The sequence below is a fragment of the Amycolatopsis sp. NPDC003861 genome, assembly GCF_053605405.1.
On the sequence record NZ_JBSGJD010000057.1, the window covers coordinates 17,901 to 41,983 of the forward strand.

Sequence of the window (24,083 nt, forward strand, 5' to 3'; positions counted from 1 at the left end):
CAAGCCACGGCAGCCCACCCAGCCAAGGGCGAGGCACGAGCCCACCGGCAAGGCCACGGCAGCCCACCCAGCCAAGGGCGAGGCACGAGCCCGACCACCAAGCCACGGCAGCGCACCCAGGCAAGGGCGAGGCACGAGCCCGACCACACCAAGCCAAGCCACGGCAGCCCTCCCAGGCCATGAGCAAGGCACCGTGGGGGTCCGGGGGCTCGGCCCCCGGGAGAAACGACGAAGTGAAGGCCCGGCGAAGGGGCGAAGCCCCGAGAGCCGGAGCCGAAAAGAAGGGGACCCCGCGCACCCGCCAGAGCCTGCTTATCCTTGCTGCCTTCCGGCCCTGGGGAGGTTCACAGGGTGGACGCCGCGCGGGGTCCGTGGATCAGTGTAGCGGGCTCGGTTCAGGCCCCCGCGCCCGCCTGGGCTCGGGCTCGCTTGAACGTGTTGTGCAGCACCGCCAGGAGGGCGTCCCGGACCGAGAGCTTCTGCCGGGCGTCGAACGTGATCAGCGGGACGTCGTCGCTCACCGCCAGTGCCCAGCGCACGTCCTCGAGGTTGTGGCCGAGGGAGCCGTCGAACATGTTGACCGCCACCACGAACGGGAGGCCCGCGTTCTCGAAGTAGTCGACCGCCGGGTAGCAGTCGTCCATGCGGCGGGTGTCGACGATCACCAGGGCGCCGAGTGCGCCGTGGACGAGGTCCTGCCACATGAAGCCGAAGCGGTCCTGGCCTGGCGTGCCGAACAGGTACAGCTTGACCTCTTCGTCGATCGTGATGCAGCCGAAGTCCAGGGCCACCGTCGTCGTGGTCTTGGAGGGGACGTGACCGGTGTTGTCCACGGACATCGAGGTGATCGCCGCCTCGGTGGTCAGCGGCTTGATCTCCGAGATGGACGACACCGCCGTCGTCTTGCCGACGCCGAAGCCGCCCGCGATGACGATCTTGACCGGGGCCGGCGGCCGGGCGCTCGGTTCAGTGAATGGCTTCGAGTCCACGAATGACCCTTTCGATCATGCCGAGGTCGTGCGAGTTGTGGTTGCCCGGCCGCCGGACGACGACGTAGCCCAGCTCGGCGAGGTCGGCCACCAGCACCCTGGCCACGCCGATGTGCAGGCCGAGCATGGCGGCCACCTCGGCGACCGACATCGTGTTCCGGCAGAGGGAAACGATTTCCTGGCGTTCGAACGTGAGCTTCGGGTGCGACGCCGCGCCCAGGCGGGACGTCATGACCTGCGCCTCGATTTCGAGGCTCTGGTCGACCGGCTGGGCCCGGCCCGAGGTCATCAGGTACGGCCGCAGCAGCGAGATGTCCGGCTCTTCGGACATCACGACCCCACAGTGTTCTTGAGCTCCTCGATCAAGCCGGGTGTCAGCACCTCGGTGGCGCGGTTGGCGAACATCGCCATCTCGTAGGCGATCGTGCCGAGGCTGGCCTGCTTGTTGGCCAGCACGCCCAGCGAGCAGCCGATGCTGATCGTGCAGACGAGCAGGTACCCGTGCTCGAGCTCGATGATCACCTTGTCCGGCGAGCCGAGCGGGTGGCTTTCGGAGACGCCGTGGGCGAGGCCGAGCATGGCGGAGGAGATCGCGGCGAGGCGGTCGGCGTTGGAGCGCTCGAGCTCCGTCGACATCGCGATCAGCAGGCCGTCGGCCGAGACCGCGATGGCGGCTATCGCGCCCGCGGTGTGCTGCGCGAAGCGGCTCACCAGCCAGTTGAAGTTCTGGGCTTCGACACTGACGCCAGGTGCGGGGATGCTCATTTCCTGCTCTCTTCTCCTCGTTCCATCACACGACCGGCGACCACGCCTTGGGGCGGGCTGTCTGCCGTAACGTCCTCCGCCTTGGCGAGGCCGGCGGCGAACGCGTCGAACGCCGCTCGTTCGGCCGCCGGGTCCCGCTTGCTGCGGTTGACGACGGCACGGGCGAGCGGCCGCCCCGCGGGCTGCTGACGCAGGCCGGGGGCGAGCTGGGCACCGGGGACCCGGCGGATCAGGCCGTCGCGCGACCGCTCGGCGGCCGTGAACGGGGCGGTGGCCACCAGCGGTGCGTCCACGGGGGCGCGGACCGGGAGAGGTGACACGGGCGCGGTGACGACGGTGGGCGGCGCGGCCGGCGGGTCGGTCGTCAGCGCGCTGACCTCGGCCGCTTTCGTGAAGGCGACGGTGGGCGGCGGGCCGGCTTCGGCAGCCTTCGCGAAGGCGCTCGCGAAGCCGTCCATCGCGGCCTTGGTCGCTTCCGGGTCGTGCCGCGGCTTGGTGTCGGACACCGGCGCGGACGTGCCCGGGCTCGGCAGCTGGGCGCCGCGGACCCGGCGGCGCAGACCGCCCCGCGACTCCGAAGAAGACACCGACGCCGCAGAAGACACAGACACCGACGCCGCGACCGCCACTTCGGGTTCGGGTTCCTCGGCGGGGGTGGCGTCGGGTTCGGCGTCCGGCCACACCGGTTCCAGTTCGCGGAACCAGCGGAAACCGTTGCCGTGGCCGAGCAGCGCCGGGATCGCCGGCGCCGGCAGCTCGGCGGGCCGGTCGCGGTCGGGCGCCGGCGGCCGGAAGTCGTCCGAAGAGGACAGTGGGAGGGGCGTGACCGCCGCGGCGTGCCGCGGCGGTGCGGAGATCGGCGGCGTGGCCTGCGCCGGGATCGCGGGTGCCTGCTCGGTCTTCGGGCGCAGCGAAGTGCGGTGGGTGAACAGCGACGCCGGGATGGTCAGCCGCGCGGTCACACCGCCGGTGGTCGGCGTCGCGAGCAGCTCGACGCCCAGCTCGTGCCGCCGCGCCAGGCGGCCGACCACGAACAGGCCGAGCACACTGGTCGGCGCGAGCTCCAGGCGTTCGCGCTCGACGAGCCGCTGGTTCTCCTCGGCCAGCTTCTCCGCGGTCATGCCGATGCCGTGGTCGACGATGCTCACCAGGCAGGCGCCGTCGGCCAGCGGCATGGTGTCCACCTCGACCATCGAGCCCGGCGGCGAGAACGACGTCGCGTTCTCGAGCAGTTCGGCGAAGACCAGCACCAGGTCGGCACCGAGGGCCGACGACAGCAGGATGTCGGCGACGACCCCGAGCTTGACGCGCTGGTAGTCCTCGATCTCGGCGAGCGCCGAGCGCAGGGCCGTGGACAGCTCGATCGGGCCGGCGATCCGGGTTTCGTCGCGGGTGCCGGACACCACGAGCAGGTTGTCGGCGTTGCGGCGCAGGCGGGTGGAGAGGTGGTCGAGCCGGTAGAGGCTGGCCAGCAGCCGGGTGTCCTGCTCGTTGCGCTCGACCTCGTCGATCAGGGCCAGCTGGCGGCCGACGAGGTTCTGCGTGCGCTTCGCGACGTTCGCGAACATCAGGCTGGTGTTGCGCCGGGTCAGCGCCTGGCGTTCGACCAGCTCGGCCGCGGTGGTCTGGACCCGGTTGAACGCGGCGGCCAGCTTGCCCAGCTCGTCTTCGGAGACGACGTCGATGGTGGCCAGGCGCGGGACCTGCTCCTCGGCCTCTTCGGTGTCGGTCACGCGGACGAGCTCGGTGCCGGCAAGGTCGGCGACCGACGTCGCCGCGGTGGTCAGCTGGCGCAGCGGGCCGGCGATCGAGCGGGACACCGCGACGGCGAGGAAGGCGACCAGCAGGAACAGCGCACCGGCGCCGAGGCCGACCGTCCAGGCCAGCCGCGTCGCGCCGTCGGCGCGTCCGGTCGCGGAGTCGGCGATCTCGTTGATCGCCCGCTCCTGCACGAGCCTCCGCTGTCCCGCGTGGGCGTCCGCCGCGGAGAAGACGTCCGCGACGTACTGCGTGGTGGCGGCCGCGTCGCGCGGCTGCTCGACCAGGGCGGCGAGTTCGTCGACGCGGCGCCCGGCGTCGCTCTGCTCGACCCGGACGACGAGGGCGGAGCGCTGCGAGTCGTCGCCGTCGTCGCCCTGCTTGACGAACCGGTCGACGAAGATCGGCGCCTGCTGGGTCGCGTCGTCCAGGATGGGCTTGCCGGCGTCCGGGGACACCGCGGTCACGATGAGGGCCATCGCGCGCAGCGAGTTCTCCTCGTTCGCGCGCAGCAGCGCGTCCAGCGCGGTCAGCTCGCGGGCGCCCTCGGCGTCGCTGGTGAGCTGCGGGACCAGGCGCAGGGCGTCGATCACCGCGTCGACCACGGCGTTGTAGGTACGGGCGACGCTGTCGAGCGCGACCCCGCGGCGGGCGGCGTTCTGCCGCAGCTCGGCGAGCGAGCCGATCCGGGTCAGCGCCGCGGAAAGCTCGTCGGGGGCGTCGTCGCCCAGCGACCTGCGGACGTCGGCGACCGTCTGGTCGACCACCTTCTGCTGCTGGACCATCTGGTCGGGGCTCGCCGACGGCGTCGCCACGAACGCGGCCGTCACCAGCCGCTCGCGCTGCAGCTGCCACATCAGCCCGCCGAGCTGCTGCGCGTGCCGCGCCACGTCGGCCGACTGCGCCGCCGCACCGGCGCTGTTCGCCTGCGTCAGCACGAACGGCACCGACACCAGCACCACCGCGACCAGCGGGGGCAGGAGCAGCAGGTTCAGCTTGCCGCGGATACCGAGCCGGGCGAGAAAGCCTCCGCCGGCCCGTTTCGCGGTCGGCCTGCCGTGTCTCATCCCGCGACCTTCCCGTCTTCCGTTCTCACTCGACCGCGGCCACCCGGCTCACGTGGCCCCGGTGCTGCTCCCGGACCAGGTCCTCGATCCGGGCGCGCAGCTCGAGGAACCGCGGTTCGCGCTTCACCGCCAGGTCCCGCTCGGCGGGCAGCGCCACCTCGACGTCGGCGGCGATCCGGCCCGGGTCGGAGGCGAGCACCACCACCCGGCCACCGAGGAAAACCGCTTCCTCGACGTCGTGGGTGACCATCAGCACCGTGGTGCCGGTGTCGGCCCACACCTGGCGGATGAGCACCTGCATGTCCTCTTTGGTCTGGACGTCCAAGGCACCGAAGGGTTCGTCCAGCAGCAGGACTTCCGGTTCGCACGCGAGGGCGCGCGCGATCGCGACGCGCTGCTTCTGGCCGCCGGAAAGCTGTTTCGGCAGCGACTTGCGCACGGTCTGGAGGCCGGTTTCGGCGAGGTACCAGTCCACCCGCTCGGCGCGCTCGGCCGGGTCGAGCGAGAGCAGCTCGAGTCCGAACGCGACGTTCTTCTCGACGCTGCGCCACGGGTAGAGCGCGCCGGCCTGGAAGACGAGCCCGCGGTCGGGCCCGGGCCCGGTCACCGGCACGCCGTCGAGCACGATCGCGCCCTCGGTCGGCCGGCTCAGCCCGGCCACCAGCGAAAGCAGCGTCGACTTGCCCGAGCCGCTCGCGCCGACGACGCAGACGAACTCGCCGCGCAGCACTTCGAGGTCGACGCCGTCGAGCGCGCGGGTGACCTTGCCGCGGACGGTGTAGTCCTTGGCGACGTTCCGCAGTTCCAGCGTCATGCCGCCCACTTCCCGACCCGCGTGCGCAGCAGGCGCAGCAGGACGTCGATGGCGAGCCCGGCGATCCCGATGACCACGAGCACCGCGAAGATCTTGTCGGTCTGCAGGAACCGCTGCGCGCGCACGATCCGGTAGCCGAGGCCGGCCGAGGAGTTGATCAGCTCGGCGACGACCACGAAGTTCCACGCCGCGGCGGCGTTGACCCGGATCGCGTCGATCATGCCGGGCAGCGAGTGCGGCACGACGATCTTGCGCAGCACCTCGCCGCGGCGCGCGCCGAGCGTGTAGGAGACGTCGATGAGCGAGTTCGGCACGCCGCGGACGACGTCGGCGGTCATCAGCGTGTTGAAGAAGACCGTGCCGATGAAGAGGATGGCGATCTTCGACGGCTCGCCGAGGCCGAGCCAGATGATCAGCAGCGGGATGAACGCGCTCGCCGGCAGGTAGCGCAGCAGCCCGATCAGCGGCTCGAAGAACGCCTGCCCGGCGGTGAAGCTGCCCATCAGGATGCCGAGCGGGACGGAGACGAGCACGGCGAGGCCGAAGCCTTCGAGCACCCGCTGGGTGGTCGTCCAGAGGTCGTCGAAGAGCTCGCCGCTGCCCGCCATGTCGAGGCCGGCCTGGAGCACCGCGGCCGGGGACGGCAGGAACGTCGAGTCGACGGCCCCGCTGAAGCTCAGCACCACCCAGGCCAGGAACGGGACGGCGAACGACAGCACCGCGAGCGTCCAGCGGGACGCCGCGGAAATGGGCGTGCGCAAGGAGAACAGCGGTGAAGCGGACGGTTTCAGCCCGGCCCGGCGGGGCAGCGGCGACCAGGCCGGCCGCCCGCCGCCCGCCCGGCCGGCCTCCTGCTGCTCGGCGAGCCGCTGTTCCGCTTCCTGGGCTTCCGCGGCCCGGGCGTCGGCCGTGTCCGCCGGGGTGGTGCGCTGGGTCGGACCGGTCACTGGGGCGCGGCCTTCACGAACTGGTCGTCGAACAGGCCGTCGAGCGAGGGCCGCTGCTGGGCGAGACCGGTGCCGACGATGAAGTCGATGATCTTGTTCGCCTGGAAGTCCAGGTGCTGCGCGGTGACGCCCGGGGTGAACGCGTCGATGTTCTGCTGGCGCGTGAAGATCGTGGTGCCGGCGTCGTAGGACTTGTAGTCCGCCTCGGAGACACCACCGCGCTTGGCCATGATCTTGACGGCCGCGTCCTTGTTGTTCTTGATCCAGGTCAGCGTCTCGAACCAGGTGTTGACCAGCGCCTGGACGTCCTTCGGGCGGTCCTTGACCAGCTTCTGCGACGTGACCAGGTGGTCCGGGATGGCGCCGGGGAACTCGGCCGACGACGAGATCGCGCGGCTGCCCGCGCGCTCCAGCGCCGTCGAGGTGAACGGCGCGAACGCGGCGACCGCGTCGACCTGGCCGCTCTTGAACGCGGCGGCCGCGGCGTCGGTCGGGAGGTTGACGAGCTGGATGTCCTTTTCGGTCAGTTTCGCCGACTGCAGCGCCAGCAGCAGCAGGTAGTGGTCGACCGCGCCCTGCTCGACGGCGACCTTCTTGCCCTTGAGGTCGGCGATGCTGGTGATCCCGTCCCGCGCGATGATCTTGTCGTTGCCGGTGGAGTTGTCGTTCACCAGCACGATCGACAGCTTGGCGCCGCCGGAAACCGACGACAACGTGTCGTTGAGGGTCTGGCTGTTGGCGTCGATGGCGCCACTGGAGAGGGCGTTGATGCTGTCGGTGTAATTGTCGAAATACTTCAGATCGACGTTGACGCCGTTCTTGGCGAACAGGCCCTGTTCCTGCGCCACCTGCCAAGGGAACCAGCCCGGCCAGGCGCTGAACCCGATGGTGATCTTGCCGCCGCTGCCGGAAGCGGAACTGTCGCTGCACCCGGAAAGCGCAGTGACCCCGGCGAGGGTCAGCAAAGTCAGGAGCACCGTCAGCAGACGGGGGCGAGGACGGGAAATCACAACGAACTCCAGGTTGCGGGGGAAGTGGAGTGGTGCGTACCGAAAGGGGGAATTGCGGCGCTCGGGACTACGGGTGGTGACGACGGGAAGGGCAATCGGTTCGAGCTGCGCTGCCGCGCACGGTCATCAATGCTCACTTCCGCCGCACCTGATCGGGTCATCGCGAGAGAACGCGGACAGGAGGCGCCTACCACCAGTGAAATCCCAGCACTCAGCGCACCGGATCAGCCACCCCTGTCCCTCTCCCGGCGGAGAGCCTAGCGAGTGACACAAGATCCCCACAACGTCCGTCCAATGCAGCCGAACGAGTGACCGCCGCCCGGGTCAGCCTGCGGCATCGATGTGTTCGAGGGTGTTTTGAACGGCATTTCTGTCGGCCGCCCGGCCAAGATCACGGCGCGCGTGTGCGCGGAGCGCGTGCAAGTGCACGCCCCGAAGTCTCTTGTCGTTACTGCGATCGCAACCGGTGCCGAGAGTGTTACCCAGCGCGATCCTGCAGATCCGAACGGCCGTTCGGAATGACCCGCATACGCTCCGGCTATTCGAACACCTGTCCGCATCCGCCGATACCGCACAGGTCTCGAATACGCCGAATGATTCCCCGACTGTTTACACGCTTGAAACAATTCAACCCGGCCGGCCGAATTTCTATCAATCGATAGATTTAGTCAGGTCGTAAACCGTCGTGCCCCCGACCGGCAGCGACGCGAAGTTCTGCTCGACCCAGGCCTGGATCTCCCCGGCGGTCCCGCGGCCGCCGCCGAAGCCCCCGCGACGACCGGCGACGTAGTAGCGGATGTCGCCATCGGCGACGTACGCCTGGAACTGCTGCAACGTCGGCGCCGGGTCGCTGCCGCTGAAGCCGCCGATCGCGAGCACCGGGCGTCCGCTCGCCAGGGCCAGCCCCGCCGACTGCATCGCGCCGCTCTGCGCCGCGGCCCACTTCGTCGTCGTGCCCTTCAGCAGGTCGATGACCGCGGTGCCGGCTTCCCCCGCGCCGAAGCCGCTCGGCCCCCGTCCACCGGCGACGGCCGGCCCGGACGACGGTGTCCCGCCGGAGTGCGCGGCCGCCGCGGTGGCCAGCGTGAAGGACGTCGTCCCGAGCAGCGCGCCGCACAGGCCGAACACGGCCACGACCGGGCCGAGCCGCCGGAACCGGTCGGCGCCGAAGAGCAGTCCCGCGACGGCGGCGGCACCGATCACCAGGAGCGTGTAGCGGACCCACGGCTGCCAGTCCGGTGTCCGCGCGAGGAGGACGAAGGCCCAGACCGCCGTCACCGCGAGCATCACGGCGAGCACCGCGCGAGCCGCGAAGTTCGCCCGGCCGCGCCAGAGCTCGCGCGCGGAGATCGCCAGCGTCGCGGCGATGCCGGGGGCCAGCGCGACCGTGTAGTACGGGTGGATGATGCCGCTCATGTAGCTGAACACCAGCGCGGTGACCACCAGCCAGCCACCCCAGAGCAGCAGGGCGGCCCGCGTGCGGTCGGTGCGCGGCGCCCGGCGGGTGAACCACAGGCCGGCGGCCAGCCCGATGACCGCGGCCGGCAGCAGCCACGACGCCTCGCCGCCGAACTCGCCGCCGAACAGCCGGGTCAGGCCGGCCTGCCCGCCGAAGCCACCGAACCCGCCACGGCCGCCGGTGGGCAGTTCCATCCCGGCGGGCGGCGTGAACGTCCGGCCCCCGCCACCGCCGCCGCGGCCTTCGCCGAAGATCCGGCCGAGGCCGTTGTAGCCGAAAGCCAGTTCGAGCACGGTGTTGTCGGTCGAGCCGCTGATGTAGGGCCGGTCCGCGACCGGCCACAGCGCGACGGCCGCGATCCACCAGCCGGCGGAGACGACCACCGCACTCGCCGCGGCGACCAGCTGCCCGATCCGGCGCCCGAGCGACGCCGGGGCCGCGACGGCGTACGCGAGCACGAACGCGGGCAGCACGAGGAAGGCCTGCAGCATCTTGTCGAGGAACCCGAACCCGATCGCGACCCCGGCCAGCACCAGCCACTTCGTGCCGGCGTGCTCCAGCGCCCGCACCACGCAGTAGCCGCCGGCGACGAGCAGCAGGACGAGGAAAGCGTCGGGGTTGTCGTAGCGGAACATGAGCGCGGCGACCGGCGTCAGCGCGAGCCCGGCCCCGGCCAGCAGCCCGGCACCCGGCCCCGAAAGCCGCCGCACGGCGAGGTAGAGCAGGCCGACGGAGGCGACGCCCGCGAGCGCGTCCGGCACGAGCAGGCTCCAGCTGGAGAAGCCGAAGAGCCGCCCGGACAGCCCCATGAGCCAGAGGGAAAAGGGTGGTTTGTCGACGGTGACGACGTTGCCGGGATCGAGCGAACCGAAGAACAGCGCCTTCCAGCTCCACGTGCCGGCCTGCACGGCCATCGCGTAGAAGTCGTTGGCCCAGCCGGTTTTCGCGAGGTCCCAGAGGTAGAGCAGGCCGGTCCCGAGCAGCAGGGCGGCCACGGAAGGCTTGACCCACCGCGGTTCCCGGGCGGGAGCGGGCGGCTGGGGCTGGGCGTGCGCGGGCGCCGACAGCGTGGTCGTCATGACGCTCACCGTGTCGGCGGCGCATGTGGTGAACTTGTGGCGAAGCTGTGCGCCGGCTGTGCATCGCCCCCGGACGGGTGATCACTGCGGCGCGGGCGCCTCCGCCAAGGTGATCTCGAACTCCGTGCGTCCCGGCCGGCTCTGCACCCCGACGCGGCCGCCGTGCGCGGCGACCACCGCGGCCACGATCGCCAGGCCCAGTCCCGTGCTCCCCGCCGCGCGCGACCGGGAATTGTCGCCGCGGGCGAAGCGCTCGAAGATGTCCGGGAGGATTTCCGGTGGGATGCCCGGGCCGTCGTCGGCCACCCGGAGCCGGACGATTCCGTCCGAAGTGGACAATGCGGCCGTCACCGTGGTGCCCGGCGGCGTGTGGGTGCGCGCGTTCGCGAGGACGTTGATCACCACCTGGTGCAGCTGGCCCGCGTCGCCGAGGACGCCGATCGGCTCGCCCGGGACGTCCATCAGCCACTTGTGGTCCGGGCCCGCCACGTGCGCGTCCGCGACCGCGTCGGCCACCAGCCGGCACAGGTCCACCCACTCGTGCACCACCGGCCGCCCGGAATCGAGGCGGGCGAGCAGCAGCAGGTCCTCCACCAGCGTCGTCATCCGGCGTGACTCGGACTCGACGCGGCTCATCGCGAACGCGACGTCCGGCGGCACCTGCTCGCCACCGCGCCGGGTCAGTTCCGCGTAGCCGCGGATCGCCGCCAGCGGGGTGCGCAGCTCGTGGCTCGCGTCCGCGACGAACTGGCGGACGCGGTTCTCGCTCGCGTGCCGCGCGGTCAGCGCGTTCGCGACGTGCTGCAGCATCCGGTTCAGTGCCGAGCCGACCTTGCCGACCTCGGTGTTCGGGTCGGTGTCGGCCTCCGGGACGCGTTCGGACAGCGCGACTTCGCCGCGGTCCAGCGGCAGTTCGGAGACGCGGGTCGCGGTCGCGGCCAGCCGGTCGAGCGGCTGCATCGTGCGCCGGATCGTCGCCGCGCCGACCGCGCCCGCCACCAGGATCCCGGCGAGCGCAACCCCGCCGAGGATGAACCCGAGCTGCCAGAGCGTCTCGTTGACGTCCTTCAGCGGCAGGCCGATGACCGTCTTTTCCCCGCGCGGCGACGTCGTCGAGACGACGCGGTACTCGCCGAGGCTGGCGCCGAGGTCGATGCTCCGCTGCTTTCCGTCCGACGGTAGCGCGAGCAGGGCCAGCACCTGCGCCGTCGGGACTTCTTTGAACGGCGCCTTGCGCTTCGACGGACCGGCGGCGCTCGAGTCGAGGACGCCGGCCGTGGCCTTCGAACCGATCTGGACGACGGCGAGCGTGCCCTCGCCCTGACCGAGCACGCGCAGCGCGTCCGGTGGCGGCGTTTCACCGTAGGGCCAGGGTGCCGGCCGTTCCGGGCCGTGTGCGGCGCGGTCGCTCGCCGCGGCCAGCCGCTTGTCCTGCTGGCCGACGAGGAACTCGCTCAGCGCGAACTCCGTCACGACGCCGACGACCACGCAGACCAGCGCGAGCAGCGCCGCCAGTTGGACGATCAGCCGCCGCCGCAGCGACCACGGCCGTCGGGCGCGCCCCGGTTCAGCCTGCGGGCTTGAGGACATACCCGGCGCCCCGCATGGTGTGGATCATCGGCTCGCGGTCGGCGTCGATCTTCTTGCGCAGGTAGGAGATGTAGAGCTCGACGATGTTGGCCTGGCCGCCGAAGTCGTAGCTCCAGACGCGGTCCAGGATCTGGGCCTTCGACAGCACCCGCTTCGGGTTGCGCATCAGGTAGCGCAGCAGCTCGAACTCGGTCGCGGTGAGCGGCACGAGATCGCCGCCGCGGTGCACCTCGCGGCTGTCCTCGTCCAGGGTGAGGTCGCCGACGACGAGCGTCGACCCGCCGGCGCCGGTGACCCCGCCGGCCCGGCGCAGCAGCGCGCGCAGGCGCAGGGCGACTTCCTCAAGGCTGAACGGCTTGGTGACGTAGTCGTCGCCGCCCGCGGTGAGCCCGGCGATGCGGTCCTCGACCGCGTCCTTCGCCGTGAGGAAGAGAACGGGCAGGTTCGGCGCCTCGGACCGCATCCGGCGCAGCACTTCGAGGCCGCTGAAGTCGGGGAGCATGACGTCGAGGACGACGGCGTCGGGCCGGAAGTCGCGCGCGATCCGGACGGCCTCGGTGCCGTCGCCCGCGCTGCGCACCTCCCAGCCCTCCATCCGCAGGGCCATCGACACGAGCTCGGCCAGCGTCGCCTCGTCGTCGACGACGAGCACCCGCACCGGGCTCCCGTCGGCGCGGCGCAGGTCGGCCTTGCCAGGGCCGGGTGACGTGGCGTTCATAGCGGTCATAGTGCCACCTTCCCGGCCCGGCGTCGGTGTTCGCTGTGTGGTCGCTGTGCATTTGCTGTGAAGGTTCCCGCGATCGAGGCACAGCGCCCGCTGACGCTCCGCACAGCTCAAACACAGCCGCGGCGGTGAACCTGAGCGGGACCAGTGTGGGCACCACCGGAGGACACGATGACGACCGAGCCGATGCCGAACACCCAGCCCGAGGGCGCCAATTGGGGCGATCCGGCCCCGGCGGCGCCGAAGAAGGGGTGGTCCGGCAAGAAGACGGCGATCGCGGCCGGCATCGCCGTGGTGATCGCGGCGGGCGGCGGCGCGGCGATCTGGGCGGGCACCAGCAGCGCCGACAACTCCGCGCAGGGCCCCGGCGGCTTCGGCGGCCCCGGCGGCGGTCCGGGCGGCGGCCAGTTCCGCGGCCAGGGGCCGGGCGGTGGCTTCGGCGGCGGAATGACGGCGTTGCGCGACGCCCTCCACGGCGACTTCGTGGTCTCGAACGGCAGCGGCGGCTACACGACCGAGCGCCTCCAGACCGGCGACGTCACCGAGCTGAGCGCCACTTCGGTGACGCTGACCAGCAAGGACGGCTACAAGCAGACGTACACGCTCGACTCGTCGACCCAGAAGACGGGTGACGTGAAGACCGGCGACACGAACGTCACGGTGGTGGCCAAGGTCGAGGGTCAGACGGCCACCGCGACGACGTTGGGCAAGGGCTTCGAGCCGGGCCAGCGCCAGCCGGGTCAGCGCCGGGGCGGCTACTCGGCCCGCCCGACGAACTGACCCGCCTCCCCCAGTCGGGGAACGCCCCGGTGCCGCGCACACCCCCTCACGTCGCATCGGGGCGTTCCCGTCCGTTCCCCGGGTAGGGCACAGTTGCGGGTGTGCAGGACATCCGGGGGTCGCTGAGACGGCAGTCGCTGCTGGTCGCGCTCGTCTGCGTCGTCTGCGACGCCGCCCTCTTCACCCTGCGCGGGCCCCTTCCCGAGGCCGGGTGGCGGGCCTGGGTGGTGCTGGCCGCCGGGATCGCCGTCAACGCCGCGCTCGCCGGGGCCGCGCGCTACTCCGGCTGGGTCGCCCTCGCCCACGCCGTGCTCTTCGCGAGCGCCCCGCTCCTCCTCTGCACGTGCCAGGGGTACGTCACCGGCAACAACGCCGGGATCCTCATCGCCGGCTACCGCGCCGGGGCCTGGCTGCGGACGCGGCCCGCCGTGCTCGCGCTCGGCGCCCTGCTCACCGGCGTCACCCTCGGCTGCATCGAAGGCGGCGGCCGGACCGCGTCCGACTGGCGGCTCATCGCCATCAACGTCGGCGTCTCCGCGCTGCTGCCGTGGCTGGTCGGCCGGTACACGACCGCGCGGCGCGCCTACATCGCCGACCTCGAGCGGGAAGCCGACGAACGGCGGCAGCACGAGGAAGAAGCCGTCAAGCGGGCCGTCCTCGAGGAGCGGACCACCATCGCGCGCGACCTGCACGACGTCATCTCCCACCACGTCAGCGCCATCGGCGTGCACGCCGGCGCCGCCCGGCTCGGCCTGCCCGAGGGCGCCGGAGCGGTGCGGAAGTCGCTCGGCGCGGTCGAGTCGGCGAGCCGCTCGGCGATGGCCGACCTGCGCCGGCTGCTCGACCTCCTGCACGCCGAGACCAACGCCGAACAACCCGGTCTCGACAACCTCGACGAGCTGGTCGAGACGGTCCGCGCGGCCGGCCTGCCCACCCGCCTGACGCTGCGCGGCGAGCCCCGCGAACTGCCCGGTTCGCTCGACATCGCGCTCTACCGGATCGCGCAGGAGGCCCTGACCAACGCCCTGCGCCACGGCCAGGGTCCGGTCGAGGTCGAGCTGAACCACGGCCGCACCGAGGTCGTGCTGACGGTGACGAACGGGCTCCGCGCCGGCCGCGTCGAAGAGAACGAGCACGCACCCCGCGGCCTGGCGGGGATCCGCCGGCGCGTCACCCTGTTCGGCGGCCAGGTCTCCTACGGCGAGACCGGCGGCCACTGGCAGCTGCGCACGACCTTCCCGGTGGAGAGCACATGATCCGCGTCCTGCTGGCCGACGACCACGCGATGTTCCGCTCCGGGATGCGCGCGCTCCTCGACACCCAGCCCGACTTCACCTGCGTCGGCGAGGCATCCGACGGCCGCGAGGCGGTCGCCGAGACCGCCCGCCTCCGCCCGGACGTCGCGGTCCTCGACGTCCGCATGCCCCGCCTCGACGGCCTGGCGGCGACCGAGGCGATCCTGGCCGCGCCGGGCAACGACACCCGCGTCCTCGTGCTCACGACCTACGACGCCGACGAGTACGTCTACCGCGCCCTGCGCGCCGGGGCGAGCGGGTTCCTGCTGAAGAGCCTGGCGCCGGAGGAGCTGGTCGCGGCGATGAGGGTGGCGGCCCGCGGCGACGCCCTGATCGACCCCTCGGTGACGCGGCGCTTGGTGGCGAAGTTCGCGGCGGTCCTCGAGCCGGCGGCCGCGGAACCCCCGGAGCTGGCCCGGCTGACGTCCCGCGAGCGCGAGGTGCTGCTGTTGCTGGCGGGGGCCTGCAGCAACGCCGAGATCGCGCGGAAGCTGCACGTCGGCGAGGAGACGGTCAAGACGCACGTCTCGCGCGTGCTCAGCAAGCTCGGGCTGCCCGACCGCGTGCACGCGGTGGTCTACGCCTACCGCCACAACCTCGTGCCGCCCGCTTAAGCTGGGTGGATGAGGCGGTGGATCACCCTCGCGGTCGGAGTCGTGCTCGTGCTGGTCGGCGCCGTTTGGGTGCTGCAGGGGATCGGCGTCATCACCGGCAGCTTCATGACCGGCCAGAAGCTGTGGTTCCTGATCGGCCTGGCCGCGTTCCTGGTCGGCGTGGTCCTGGTGGCGGCCAACCTCACCCGGCGCAAACCTACTTCGTGAAGATCTCGAAGATCGGGTAGCCCGGGGCGATCTCGCGCAGCTTCTCGTCCGAGGCCTTGGCGTCGACGCCGTCGAAGAACACGCCGACCTCGAACTTCCAGCGCTTGAGGTACGCGCGGAGGATGCCCGGCTTCTCGTCGTGGGCCAGCTCGCGGAACGTGAACGTCTCGACCCGGCGCCCGACGCGCAGCGTGCCCTGGCCGGCCGCCCGAAGGTTGCGAACCCACTGCGTCTCGCCGCGCGGGGCGACCAGGTACCGGACGCCGTCGACGGTCAGCAGGTTCACCGGCACCGAGCGCGGCTCCCCGCTCTTCCGGCCGACCACGGTCAGCACCCGGCTGCCCCAGACGCTCAAGCCCAGCTTCGTCAGCTTCGCGACCAGCTCGTTGAAGGCACTGGTCGACTTCTTCGGCTCGATGTAGCGGGTCCCGGTCATGGTGTCCTCCGAAGGTTGGGAGAGCAGTGCTCTCGGTTAAGAGCAGTGAACACGAGAGCAGTGCACCGTGTCAAGAGCACTGCTCTCGGTTTGGTGCACTGCTCTCGTCGTGGCACACTGATCTCATGACCGCCCCCCGCACCGCACGCGACCGTGCCCGCGCCGAACTGGCCCAGGAGATCAAGGACGAGGCCCGCCGCCAGCTCGGCGAGGTCGGCGCGCAGGGTCTGTCACTGCGCGCGGTCGCCCGGGAGCTCGGCATGGTGTCGTCCGCGATCTACCGGTACTTCCCGAGCCGCGACCGGCTGCTGACCGACCTGATCGTCGACGCCTACAACGCCATCGGCGAGGCGGCCGAAACCGCCGACCCCGGCACCGGCGACCTCCGCGAGCGCTGGGTGGCGATCTGGCAGGGCACCCGCGACTGGGCCCGCGCGCACCCCCACGAGTACGCGCTGATCTACGGCTCCCCGATCCCCGGGTACGCGGCCCCGCAGGACACCGTCGTGCCGGCCTCCCGCGTCGCGCTCGCCCTGGTCAAGGTGCTCACCCACACCGAGCTGCGGGACATCGACGGCGAAGTCCCGCCCGAGCTGCGTGCCCAGGCCGAGACGCTCACGAAGGCCCTCGGGATCATCGCCGGCCCGGAAACCGTCGCCCGCCTGCTCATGGCGTGGACGCAGCTGTTCGGCGCGATCAGTTTCGACCTGTTCGGCCAGTACGTCGGCAGCGTCGACCCGGCCGACGCGTTCTTCGCCCACTCGGCGAGGCGGATGGCGGAGTTCGTCGGCCTCTAGGCTGGGGCGAGAGTCCAACGGCGGAAGGCGGCACGACGTGACGGGGTGGGCCGGGCAGGTCGGCAGGATCCGGGTGATCGGGACCGGGGTGATGGGCCGCGGGATCGTCCAGCTGGCCGCGACCGCGGGGGTGACCGTCGAGCTGGCCGACGTCCGGCGCGAGGCCGTCACCGAGGCGATCGATCACGTCGGCGGGATGGTGGACAAGCTCGCCGCCAAGGGCAAGCTGAGCGAAGACGCCCAGGCCGTCAAGGGCCGGCTGGTCGCCGTGGCCGCGCCCGACGCGCCCGCGGACGGCGTCGACCTCGTGGTCGAAGCCGTCCGGGAGGACCTCGAAACCAAGCGCGCCCTGTTCGCGAGCCTCGAACGCGTCTGTCCACAGGAGACGATCTTCGCGACGAACACGAGTTCGCTGTCGGTCACCGAGATCGCCGCCGGGCTGGCCGACCCCGCCCGGCTCGTCGGCCTGCACTTCTTCAACCCGGTGCCACTGATGCGGCTGGTCGAGGTCGTCCCCGGTGCGCGCACGCACGGCTGGTTGCCCGGCGAGGCACTCGAACTCGTCAAGAGCTGGGGCCACGAGCCCGTGCTCGCGAAGGACGCCCCCGGCTTCCTGGTCAACCACGCCGGCCGCGGCCTGAACACCGAGGCGCTGCAGATCCTCGCCGAGGCGCTGGCCGAGCCCGCCGACGTCGACCGCATCGCCCGGGACGTGCTCGGCCTGAAGCTCGGCCCGTTCGAGCTGCTCGACCTCACCGGCCTCGACGTCTCGCACGCCGTCCTCGAAAGCATCTGGAGCGGCTTCCACGGCGACCCGCGGCTGCGGCCGTCGTGGCTGACCCGGCCGCGCGTGGCCGCCGGGCTGTTCGGGCGGAAGAACGGCGAAGGCTTCTACTCCTACGCCGACGGCAAGCAGCAGGTCGCCGACGAGCCCGCCGCCCCGCCGAAGCCGGCCAGCCCGGTGTTCACCGCGGACGAGCACCTCGCCCGCGCGCTGTCGTCCGCGGGTGTGCAGGTGGTGTCCGACGCCTATCCGGACGCGATCCTGCTCGTGCCGCTCTACGGCGAGTCCACAGTGGACGCGGCGATCCGCGCCGGGTTGCCGCCGGCCCGCGTCGCCGGCGTCGATCCGCTGGGCGGCTACGAACGCCGGCTGACGATGTCCGTCCACCCGGGACTCGACCCGGCGGCGGCCCGCGCCGCCTGGGGCGCGCTGGCCGCGACCGGCCACCCGGTGACGGTCGTCCGCGACGGGCCCGCCCCGGTCGCGCAGCGCCTGCTGGCGTCGATCGTCAACACCGCTTGCTTCATCGCGGGCCAGCACCTGGCGACCCCGCGCGACATCGACACGGCGGTCCGCCTCGGCCTCGGCTACCCACGCGGCCCGCTGGCCTGGGGCGACCTCGTCGGCGGCGACGTGGTGCTGCGCATCCTGCGCGGCCTCACGGCGACCACCGGCGACCCCCGCTACCGGCCGAGCCCGTGGCTCACCGAGCGCGTCGCCCTCGGCCTGCCACTGACAACGGCCGGCACGACCCCGGCGGACCTGCGGCAGTCCTAAGAGGACTTGGCGGACGGGCCGGACTTCAGCGACGCCGCGGGCCGGATCACCAGCGGAAGTCGCGGGACCCGGTGGCGGTGTAGGTGATGTACCCGCCTTCGAAGTCGCTGCGGTACCAGCCGTTCGTCACGTACTCGTCCGATTTCGGGTAGCGCAGGTAGGAGTACTCCCAGCCGAGCGCCGCCCAGCGGTTGCGGATCTCGCCCTTCACCATGTGGGCGCCGGTGGCCGTCGTGTAGTAGATCGAGCCGCCCTTGGTGAAGTGGTTGTAGCGGCCGCGGCCGTCCGGGGTCGCGAGTTCGTCGGTCGTCGGGTACCCCAGCCCGCGCTCGTAGTCCAGCGCCGCCCACTTCTTCCGGATCTCGCCGTTGATCGCCCGCGCGCCCGTCGCGGCCGTGTAGTAGATCGACCCGACCGTGCCACCCTTGGCGAAGTGGTTGTAGCGGGCGACGCCGTCCGGTGTCCCCAGTTCGTCGGTCGTCGGATAACCCAGCCCGCGCTCGTAGTCCAGCGCCGCCCACTTCTTCCGGATCTCGCCGGCGATCGCGTGCCCGCCGGTCGCCACCGTGTAGTAGATCGACCTGACGTTGCCACCCTTGACGAAGTGGTTGTACCGCGCGACACCGTCCGGTGTGGCCAGCTCGTCGGTCGTCGGGTAGCCCACGCCGCGCTCGTAGTCCAGCGCCGCCCACCGTTTGCGGATCTCGCCGGTGATGAGGTGCGCGCCCGTCGCGGCCGTCGAGTAGATCGACCCCACGGTGCCGTTGGCGAGGAAGTGGCTGTACTGGGCCACGCCGTCCGGCGTCGTGGCCGTGTCGGACGTCGGCGGCCCGAGCAGGGCGTGCCCGCCCAGGGCGAGGTACTTGTCCAGCACCGGGCCGGTGACGTACCGGGTGCCGGTCCCGGCACTCCAGTAGAGCCGGCCGTTCGCGTAACCGCGGTAGTGGACCGGGCCGTCGGTGATCTCCGGCCCCGCCGGCGCGCCGAGGCTCGCGCGCAACGCCGCGTCGCCACCGTAGCGCTGGTCGATCGGGGTCGCGTAGTTCGCCGTCAGCGTCAGGTCGGCCGAGCCGACCGTGACGATCCACTGGGGATCCGCCGGACCGCCCTGCCAGCCGGCGAACTTCGAGACGCCGTCGATGGCCAGCGGCGCCGCCTCGACGTCGAAGGAAGCGCCTTCGGTGACCATGGCCGAGCTGACCCCGCCCGCCACCGGGATGCTCAGCTCCGCGGGCTGGGTGCCGCGCAGCGTGATCCGGTGCTGCCGCGGCAGCGCCGGGTACGTCTTGGCCGTGGTGACGCCCGCGCTGTCGGTCACCGTCGCGGTGAGCTCCATCCGGGAGTCCGGGTGCGCGGTGAACGGCTGCGAGAAGCTCGACCCCGTCCCGCCGACGCCCGGGTGGGAGTGGCACGTCGCTTCGCTCGGGCAGTGCCGCACCGCCGTGGTCCAGGTGATCGGCAACGCACCGTCCTCGGCGTCGGACGCGGTGGCGCTCACCGAGACCGTCTGGTTGACCGCGAACGTCGTGTTCCCGGGGGTGTTCAGGGTGAGCACCGGGGTGCGGTTGCCGGGCGCGACGGCGATGGCGGCCTCCCCGCTGAGTCCCAGCGGGTCCCGGACGCGCAGCTTCGCGGTGAACGACGCCGTGCCCGCCGGGTAGCGGTGCGACACCTTCGGGCCGGCGTCGACCGCCGTGGTCCCGTCCCCGAAGTCCCAGTCGTAGGCGAGCGGGTCGTCGTCGTAGTCGACCGATGCCGAGCCGTCGAACGACACCGTGCGGGTGTCCGGGTTCGTGGCCGTCGTCGCCTTGGCCACCGGCGCGGTGTTGCCGGCCGAATAGCTCAGGCGGCGCACGTTGCCGGACAGGATGTCGGCGAAGACGATGTCGCCGTTCGGCGCCGCCGCGAACTTCACCGGGCCGCCGACGCCGGTGAAGACCGGCGGGTTCTCCGGGGCCTGGCTGAGCTTGCCCTGGCCGTCGTACCGCAGCGTCCAGACCTTGTTCGCCACGTAGTCGCCGAAGAAGTACGAGCCGCGGTAGGCCGCCGGGTAGCTGGATCCACTGTAGACGATGCCACCGGTGACGCTGTTGCCGTTCATCGGCCCGGTGCCGTGCGTGTACTCGTGGATGGGCGGCTGGTTCGGCACGCCGGCGCAGCCCGCGAGGCCGCTGTAGCCGGGTGTCGGGCGGCTGCCCTCCCAGCACGGCCAGCCGTGGTTGGCGCCGCGCTGGACGACGTCGACCTCTTCCCAGTTGCTCCAGCCGACGTCGCCGGCCACCGGCAGGCCGAGGTTCGGGTCGATGCTGAAGCGGAACGGGTTGCGGAAGCCGCGCGCGAACACCTTGCTCGCGGTCGAGCCCGGGTCGGCGGCGTCGTAGTACGGGTTCCCCGGGACGCCCTGGCCGGACGCGGTCAGGTGGAAGATCTTGCCGTAGGGCTGGTTGACGTCGAGGGCGCGCAGCGCGGCCGGGTCCATCATCCGGTAGTCGCTGCTGTCGCCGACGGACAGCCACAGCGTCCCGTCCGGGGCCGCGATGACCGCGTCGATGCCGTGGACGTCGGAGGTGCCCGGCACCTCGAACAGCGGCTGCTCGCCGGTCAGGCCGGTGGGCGCCCCGGCCGCGTCCACGGTCACCGTGAACTTCGACAGCCGCATGACGAAGCCGCCGCCGGCGTTGATCGACCGCGTGAGGTAGATGGCCCGCGACGTCGCGTAGCCGGGCGCCACGGCGAGCCCGACGAGGCCGAGGTCCTCCTCGGCGCGGACCGGCAGCGTCGCGATCGTCCGGCCGGCGCCGCCGACCGGCAGCCAGCGGACGGCTCCGCTCTTGCCGGTGGCCAGGACGGAGTTGTCGGGCAGGTACGCGAAGTCGGTGAGCTCGTACGGCCCCAGGCCGGTGTCGGTGTCCCGGAGGACGAACCCCGGCGGGAGCGTCGCCGCCGTCGCCACCCCCTGTGACACGACGGGGAGCAGCGCTCCCACCAGGACCATCACCAGCAACAGGCGAAGTGCGCGCATGGCCAACCCCTTCCCGGATGATCTTTCATCGCGGGAGCGCGGGGACTGGTTGCAGCAATCCCGACTACTTCACCCGAACGTGACTTACGCCACGTGACGGAACGTAGTGAATTACGGGACGACCTGCACGACGTCACCGATGTGCAGCGTGTTGAAGAACTTCAGGGACGCGGCCGGCGACAGGTGGATGCAGCCGTGCGAGTACACCGAGAGGCTGCCCGTGTGGAAGGCGTCGCCCGGGTAGAAGAAGACCGAGTTCGGCATCTCCGCGTTGTCGAATTCCTTCGACAGGTGCATCTTCTCCTTCGACAGCACGTGGAACGTGCCGGTCGGGGTCGCGTAGCCCTTGCGGCCCGGCAGCATCGGCACCGGCCCGTAGACGACCTTGCCGCCCTGCAGGATCCACGCCTTGTGCGCGGAGAGGTCGACGCAGGCGGCGGTGCCCGAGGCCGCGGCCGCCGCCGCGCACGGGACGCCGGGGTCCGCCGCGGGCTTCGGGGCCGGCTTCGGCGTCGGCTTGGGCTTCGGCTTGGCCGAGGTGCTGGTCGGCGCCGCCTTCGTGGTCGCCGTGGTGGGCGTCGGCACCGTGGCGGTGCTGGTCGGCGTGGGAGTGGGGGTGGCGCTGGACGTCGTCGGCGTGCCGCCGCCGGTGCCCGCCGCGGCGACGGCCCCGCCGCCCGCGTTCGAGCCACCGGCCGAGCCCCCGCCGGAGCACGCGGCCAGCACGAACGCGGTGGCCAGCGCGGCCGCTCCCGCCAGAAGCCTCTTCACGATCCGGTACCCCCAGCTGTCTCGATCATCGCGTTTGGACACCGGTAAAGACGGTGGTCACCCGTTCGAGGTTCGTCGGGAAAGGTCACGATTTGGGTAGCTGCGGTCAACCCGGGGGTGGAGACCGGAATCCACCCGGATCCGATCCCCGGGCCGACGAAACCGGGGCGCCGGTCGCCGAAGCTGGGGAAACCTTCGAATCCAGGGGAGCCTCGAAATGTCCAGCGTCCTGCTCTACGCGGTCATCGCCGCCTTCGTGCTGTACAAGGTCGTGTACAAGCAGGTCCGCGGCACGTTGCTCAGCCGCCGGACGCTGGTCGTGCTGCCGCTGCTGCTCACGGCCTTCGGCGCGTACCTGACGCTGAAAGCGCTGCCCGGCGCGTCCGCGGCCGAGCTGGGCCTGCTCGCCGCCGACCTGCTGCTGCTTGCCGGGCTCGGCGTGCTGCGCAGCACCACGACGACGCTCACCGAGCGCGACGGCACGACGTTCCAGAAGGGCTCGGCCGTCACGATCGGACTGTGGGTGCTGACGGTCGCGGTCCGGGTCGGCGTGATCGCGCTGGGTACCGCACTCGGCATCACGGGCCCGCTGACCTCGGCGTCGATCGCGCTCAGCCTCGGCCTGAGCATCGCGGTGCAGAACGCGACGACCTACCGGCGCATCCAGCGGCGTGGGCTGCCGCTCGCCGACCAGCGGCCGGCCGTCACCCGCTGACGCGGCCCAGCATCCGGGCGTACATCCGGCCCGGGCTCGGCACCGACGGCGGTACCAGGAAGCCCGGCAGCGGGGGCAGCCCGCCGACGAACGCACCGAGCCGCTCGTACAGCACGGCGGCGCCGGCCGGCCGGGCTTCCGGATCCTTGGCCAGCACCTCGGCGAGCAGCGTGTTCAACGGTTTCGGGACGCCCGGCACCGGCGGCGGCAGCTCCTTGACCTGCCGCTCGAACACCGCGTACGCGGTCGGCCCGTCGAAGAGCCGCCGCCCGGTGAGCATCTCGTGCAGCACGCAGCCCAGCGCGTAGAGGTCGCTGCGCGGTTCGGCGCCGCCCCGCTGGATCTGCTCGGGCGCCATGTAGGACGGGGTCCCCAGCAGCTGCCCGGCCCGGGTGAACTGCGCCGCGTCGGCTTCGCGGAGCACGGCCAGCCCGAAGTCCATCACCTTCACGCCGCCGTCGGGCCCGAGCATCAGGTTGGACGGCTTGAGGTCGCGGTGGCAGACGGCGAGCGCGTGGGCGGCGGTCAGCACCGCGCACGCCTGCGCCGCGATCGCCGCGGCCCACGGCACCGGCAGCGGCCCGTGCTCGGCGAGCAGGTCGGCCACCGTCACGCCGTCGACGAACTGCATGATCTGGAACAACCGGTCGTCGTGGGTGCCGTAGTCGTACAGCGTCGGGACGCCGGGGTGGTCGAGCGTCGCCAGGATCCGGGCTTCGCGCGCGAAGCGGGCTTCGAGCTCTTCGTCGCGGCCCGGCAGCCTGAGCAGCTTGATCGCCACGCGGCGGCCGAGCCTGCGGTCGAACCCGCCGTGCACCGCGCCCATCCCGCCGCGGCCGAGGGGCAGCTCGTCGAGCTCGTAGCGGTCGGCGATCAGCATCCGTTCCCCTAGTGGCCCGGCCTGAGCCGTCCTTCGACAAGTCCTGCGAAGCCTAGCCGGACCAGCTCACGGCCCGTTTCCGCCGCCTCGCACAGGACGGTGTCGAACTCGGCGAGCCTGGTGAAGACCCGGCCGTACTCCCGCTGGACGGCGATCGGCAGCCGCGGGATCCGCACGCGCCTGCCGTCGATCCGGGTGGACGCCGACGCGGCGGGCAGGTCGGCCGCGCGCAGGCAGCCGGCCAGGAAGCCCGCGTCCAGCCGCTCGTCGTCCACGCGGTACACGGTGAGCCCGGCGCCCACCGGCCGCGGCGATCCACTGTGGACGTACGCGATGCCGGTCACCGACGCGACGACGTCACCCGCCTCGGCCAGCGGGTGTTCGGCGTCCGCGCGCACCGGCGCGTGCCGGACGTCGACGACGCCGGCCTTGACCAGCTCGCCGATGGTCGTGAACGCCGGCTCGGCGTCCGCCGCTTCGAGTGGTGGCAGCTGCGGAGTCAGCTCTTCGAACTTCGCGCGCACGGCTTGGAAGGCCTGGCCGGGGTCCTCGTCCCGGATGCGGCGACGGGCGGGTGTCAGGTCGACGTCGTCGTCGAGCAGGTCGATGATCCGGACGCCGGATTCGGGGTGGTGGCCGAACTCCTGCCACATTTCTTCCACTGTGGACAGTTCGTCGCCCGCTTCGCCGAGCAGCACGGTGGACGGCGCGCGCTCGCCGGGAGCCGGCCGTCGCAGCAGCCAGAGGTCGGGACCCGCCGGCGTCAGCGTGACGACCGCGCGGACCGCGCCCGCGCGCAGCAG

At 71.9% G+C, this 24,083-nt stretch carries 21 protein-coding genes, 1 other RNA gene and 1 pseudogene; 7 read left to right on the forward strand and 16 right to left on the reverse strand.

Features of this window, described 5'->3' with window-relative positions:
* Positions 1 to 279 precede the first annotated feature (279 nt).
* The 11 genes from ffs to ACWEVN_RS16915 all read right to left on the reverse strand — a co-directional run bounded on the left by ffs (position 280) and on the right by ACWEVN_RS16915 (position 12,205).
* Positions 280 to 374: signal recognition particle sRNA small type (gene ffs, locus ACWEVN_RS16865), an RNA gene on the reverse strand.
* A 21-nt stretch (positions 375 to 395) separates the two neighbouring features.
* On the reverse strand, positions 396 to 989 hold the full coding sequence (locus tag ACWEVN_RS16870) for a GTP-binding protein (RefSeq protein WP_449681952.1): 594 nt from the start codon (positions 987 to 989) through the stop codon (positions 396 to 398).
* Positions 967 to 1,320, reverse strand: a complete 354-nt coding sequence (locus tag ACWEVN_RS16875; protein ID WP_043776019.1) for a DUF742 domain-containing protein — start codon at positions 1,318 to 1,320, stop codon at positions 967 to 969. The genes ACWEVN_RS16870 and ACWEVN_RS16875 overlap by 23 nt, the downstream gene beginning before the upstream one ends.
* Positions 1,320 to 1,754 (reverse strand): roadblock/LC7 domain-containing protein, encoded by a 435-nt coding sequence (locus ACWEVN_RS16880; protein ID WP_003061341.1) that lies wholly within the window; start codon positions 1,752 to 1,754, stop codon positions 1,320 to 1,322. The genes ACWEVN_RS16875 and ACWEVN_RS16880 overlap by 1 nt, the downstream gene beginning before the upstream one ends.
* Positions 1,751 to 4,579, reverse strand: coding sequence for a nitrate- and nitrite sensing domain-containing protein (locus tag ACWEVN_RS16885; protein WP_452051854.1), 2,829 nt, complete (start codon positions 4,577 to 4,579; stop codon positions 1,751 to 1,753). The genes ACWEVN_RS16880 and ACWEVN_RS16885 overlap by 4 nt, the downstream gene beginning before the upstream one ends.
* Before the next feature lie 25 nt (positions 4,580 to 4,604).
* The gene (locus tag ACWEVN_RS16890; RefSeq protein WP_449681949.1) at positions 4,605 to 5,393 is read right to left on the reverse strand and encodes an ABC transporter ATP-binding protein; all 789 of its coding nucleotides are present in this window, start codon (positions 5,391 to 5,393) and stop codon (positions 4,605 to 4,607) included.
* Positions 5,390 to 6,340, reverse strand: a complete 951-nt coding sequence (locus ACWEVN_RS16895; RefSeq protein ID WP_452051855.1) for an ABC transporter permease — start codon at positions 6,338 to 6,340, stop codon at positions 5,390 to 5,392. Before ACWEVN_RS16895 ends, ACWEVN_RS16890 begins: the two co-directional genes overlap by 4 nt.
* On the reverse strand, positions 6,337 to 7,350 hold the full coding sequence (locus ACWEVN_RS16900) for an ABC transporter substrate-binding protein (RefSeq protein ID WP_452051856.1): 1,014 nt from the start codon (positions 7,348 to 7,350) through the stop codon (positions 6,337 to 6,339). The genes ACWEVN_RS16895 and ACWEVN_RS16900 overlap by 4 nt, the downstream gene beginning before the upstream one ends.
* A 651-nt stretch (positions 7,351 to 8,001) precedes the next feature.
* Complete coding sequence (locus tag ACWEVN_RS16905; protein ID WP_452051857.1) at positions 8,002 to 9,888, reverse strand: glycosyltransferase family 39 protein; 1,887 nt, start codon at positions 9,886 to 9,888, stop codon at positions 8,002 to 8,004.
* Positions 9,889 to 9,969: 81 nt separating this feature from the next.
* A complete protein-coding gene (locus tag ACWEVN_RS16910; RefSeq protein ID WP_452051858.1) occupies positions 9,970 to 11,478 on the reverse strand; it encodes a sensor histidine kinase in 1,509 nt (502 codons plus the stop codon).
* Positions 11,456 to 12,205, reverse strand: a complete 750-nt coding sequence (locus ACWEVN_RS16915; protein WP_449681944.1) for a response regulator transcription factor — start codon at positions 12,203 to 12,205, stop codon at positions 11,456 to 11,458. Before ACWEVN_RS16915 ends, ACWEVN_RS16910 begins: the two co-directional genes overlap by 23 nt.
* Positions 12,206 to 12,373: 168 nt before the next feature.
* Between ACWEVN_RS16915 and ACWEVN_RS16920 the strand changes: the two genes are divergently transcribed.
* The 4 genes from ACWEVN_RS16920 to ACWEVN_RS16935 all read left to right on the forward strand — a co-directional run bounded on the left by ACWEVN_RS16920 (position 12,374) and on the right by ACWEVN_RS16935 (position 15,098).
* Positions 12,374 to 12,982 (forward strand): hypothetical protein, encoded by a 609-nt coding sequence (locus tag ACWEVN_RS16920; protein ID WP_449681943.1) that lies wholly within the window; start codon positions 12,374 to 12,376, stop codon positions 12,980 to 12,982.
* Positions 12,983 to 13,083: 101 nt separating this feature from the next.
* Positions 13,084 to 14,238 carry a sensor histidine kinase gene (locus ACWEVN_RS16925; RefSeq protein ID WP_452051859.1) on the forward strand — a complete coding sequence of 385 codons (1,155 nt, stop codon included), beginning with the start codon at positions 13,084 to 13,086 and terminating at the stop codon, positions 14,236 to 14,238.
* Complete coding sequence (locus ACWEVN_RS16930) at positions 14,235 to 14,891, forward strand: response regulator (RefSeq protein ID WP_449681941.1); 657 nt, start codon at positions 14,235 to 14,237, stop codon at positions 14,889 to 14,891. The genes ACWEVN_RS16925 and ACWEVN_RS16930 overlap by 4 nt, the downstream gene beginning before the upstream one ends.
* Before the next feature lie 9 nt (positions 14,892 to 14,900).
* Positions 14,901 to 15,098 carry a hypothetical protein gene (locus ACWEVN_RS16935; RefSeq protein ID WP_400896558.1) on the forward strand — a complete coding sequence of 66 codons (198 nt, stop codon included), beginning with the start codon at positions 14,901 to 14,903 and terminating at the stop codon, positions 15,096 to 15,098.
* Here ACWEVN_RS16935 and ACWEVN_RS16940 read toward each other — a convergent pair.
* On the reverse strand, positions 15,088 to 15,534 hold the full coding sequence (locus ACWEVN_RS16940; RefSeq protein WP_449681940.1) for a nitroreductase family deazaflavin-dependent oxidoreductase: 447 nt from the start codon (positions 15,532 to 15,534) through the stop codon (positions 15,088 to 15,090). The two genes, ACWEVN_RS16935 and ACWEVN_RS16940, sit on opposite strands and share 11 nt — an antisense overlap.
* A gap of 125 nt (positions 15,535 to 15,659) precedes the next feature.
* On the opposite strand from ACWEVN_RS16940, the gene ACWEVN_RS16945 reads away from it, so the two are divergent.
* Positions 15,660 to 16,331, forward strand: coding sequence for a TetR/AcrR family transcriptional regulator (locus ACWEVN_RS16945; RefSeq protein ID WP_452051860.1), 672 nt, complete (start codon positions 15,660 to 15,662; stop codon positions 16,329 to 16,331).
* A gap of 37 nt (positions 16,332 to 16,368) precedes the next feature.
* Positions 16,369 to 17,892, forward strand: coding sequence for a 3-hydroxyacyl-CoA dehydrogenase (locus ACWEVN_RS16950; protein ID WP_452051861.1), 1,524 nt, complete (start codon positions 16,369 to 16,371; stop codon positions 17,890 to 17,892).
* Between the two features lie 46 nt (positions 17,893 to 17,938).
* Here the strand turns inward: ACWEVN_RS16950 and ACWEVN_RS16955 are convergent, their stop codons facing one another.
* A complete protein-coding gene (locus tag ACWEVN_RS16955) occupies positions 17,939 to 20,914 on the reverse strand; it encodes a PQQ-dependent sugar dehydrogenase (protein WP_452051862.1) in 2,976 nt (991 codons plus the stop codon).
* Between the two features lie 111 nt (positions 20,915 to 21,025).
* Entirely contained in the window at positions 21,026 to 21,685 is a 660-nt protein-coding gene (locus tag ACWEVN_RS16960) for a L,D-transpeptidase (protein ID WP_449681936.1), read from the reverse strand.
* 217 nt (positions 21,686 to 21,902) lie between these two features.
* Between ACWEVN_RS16960 and ACWEVN_RS16965 the strand changes: the two genes are divergently transcribed.
* Complete coding sequence (locus ACWEVN_RS16965) at positions 21,903 to 22,400, forward strand: hypothetical protein (protein WP_449681935.1); 498 nt, start codon at positions 21,903 to 21,905, stop codon at positions 22,398 to 22,400.
* Here ACWEVN_RS16965 and ACWEVN_RS16970 read toward each other — a convergent pair.
* Together ACWEVN_RS16970 and ACWEVN_RS16975 are read right to left on the reverse strand one after the other, a co-directional pair.
* Positions 22,390 to 23,280 (reverse strand): serine/threonine-protein kinase, encoded by an 891-nt coding sequence (locus ACWEVN_RS16970; RefSeq protein ID WP_452051863.1) that lies wholly within the window; start codon positions 23,278 to 23,280, stop codon positions 22,390 to 22,392. The two genes, ACWEVN_RS16965 and ACWEVN_RS16970, sit on opposite strands and share 11 nt — an antisense overlap.
* Positions 23,281 to 23,288: 8 nt before the next feature.
* A pseudogene (locus ACWEVN_RS16975) lies at positions 23,289 to 24,083 on the reverse strand (SAM-dependent methyltransferase); the annotation flags it as partial.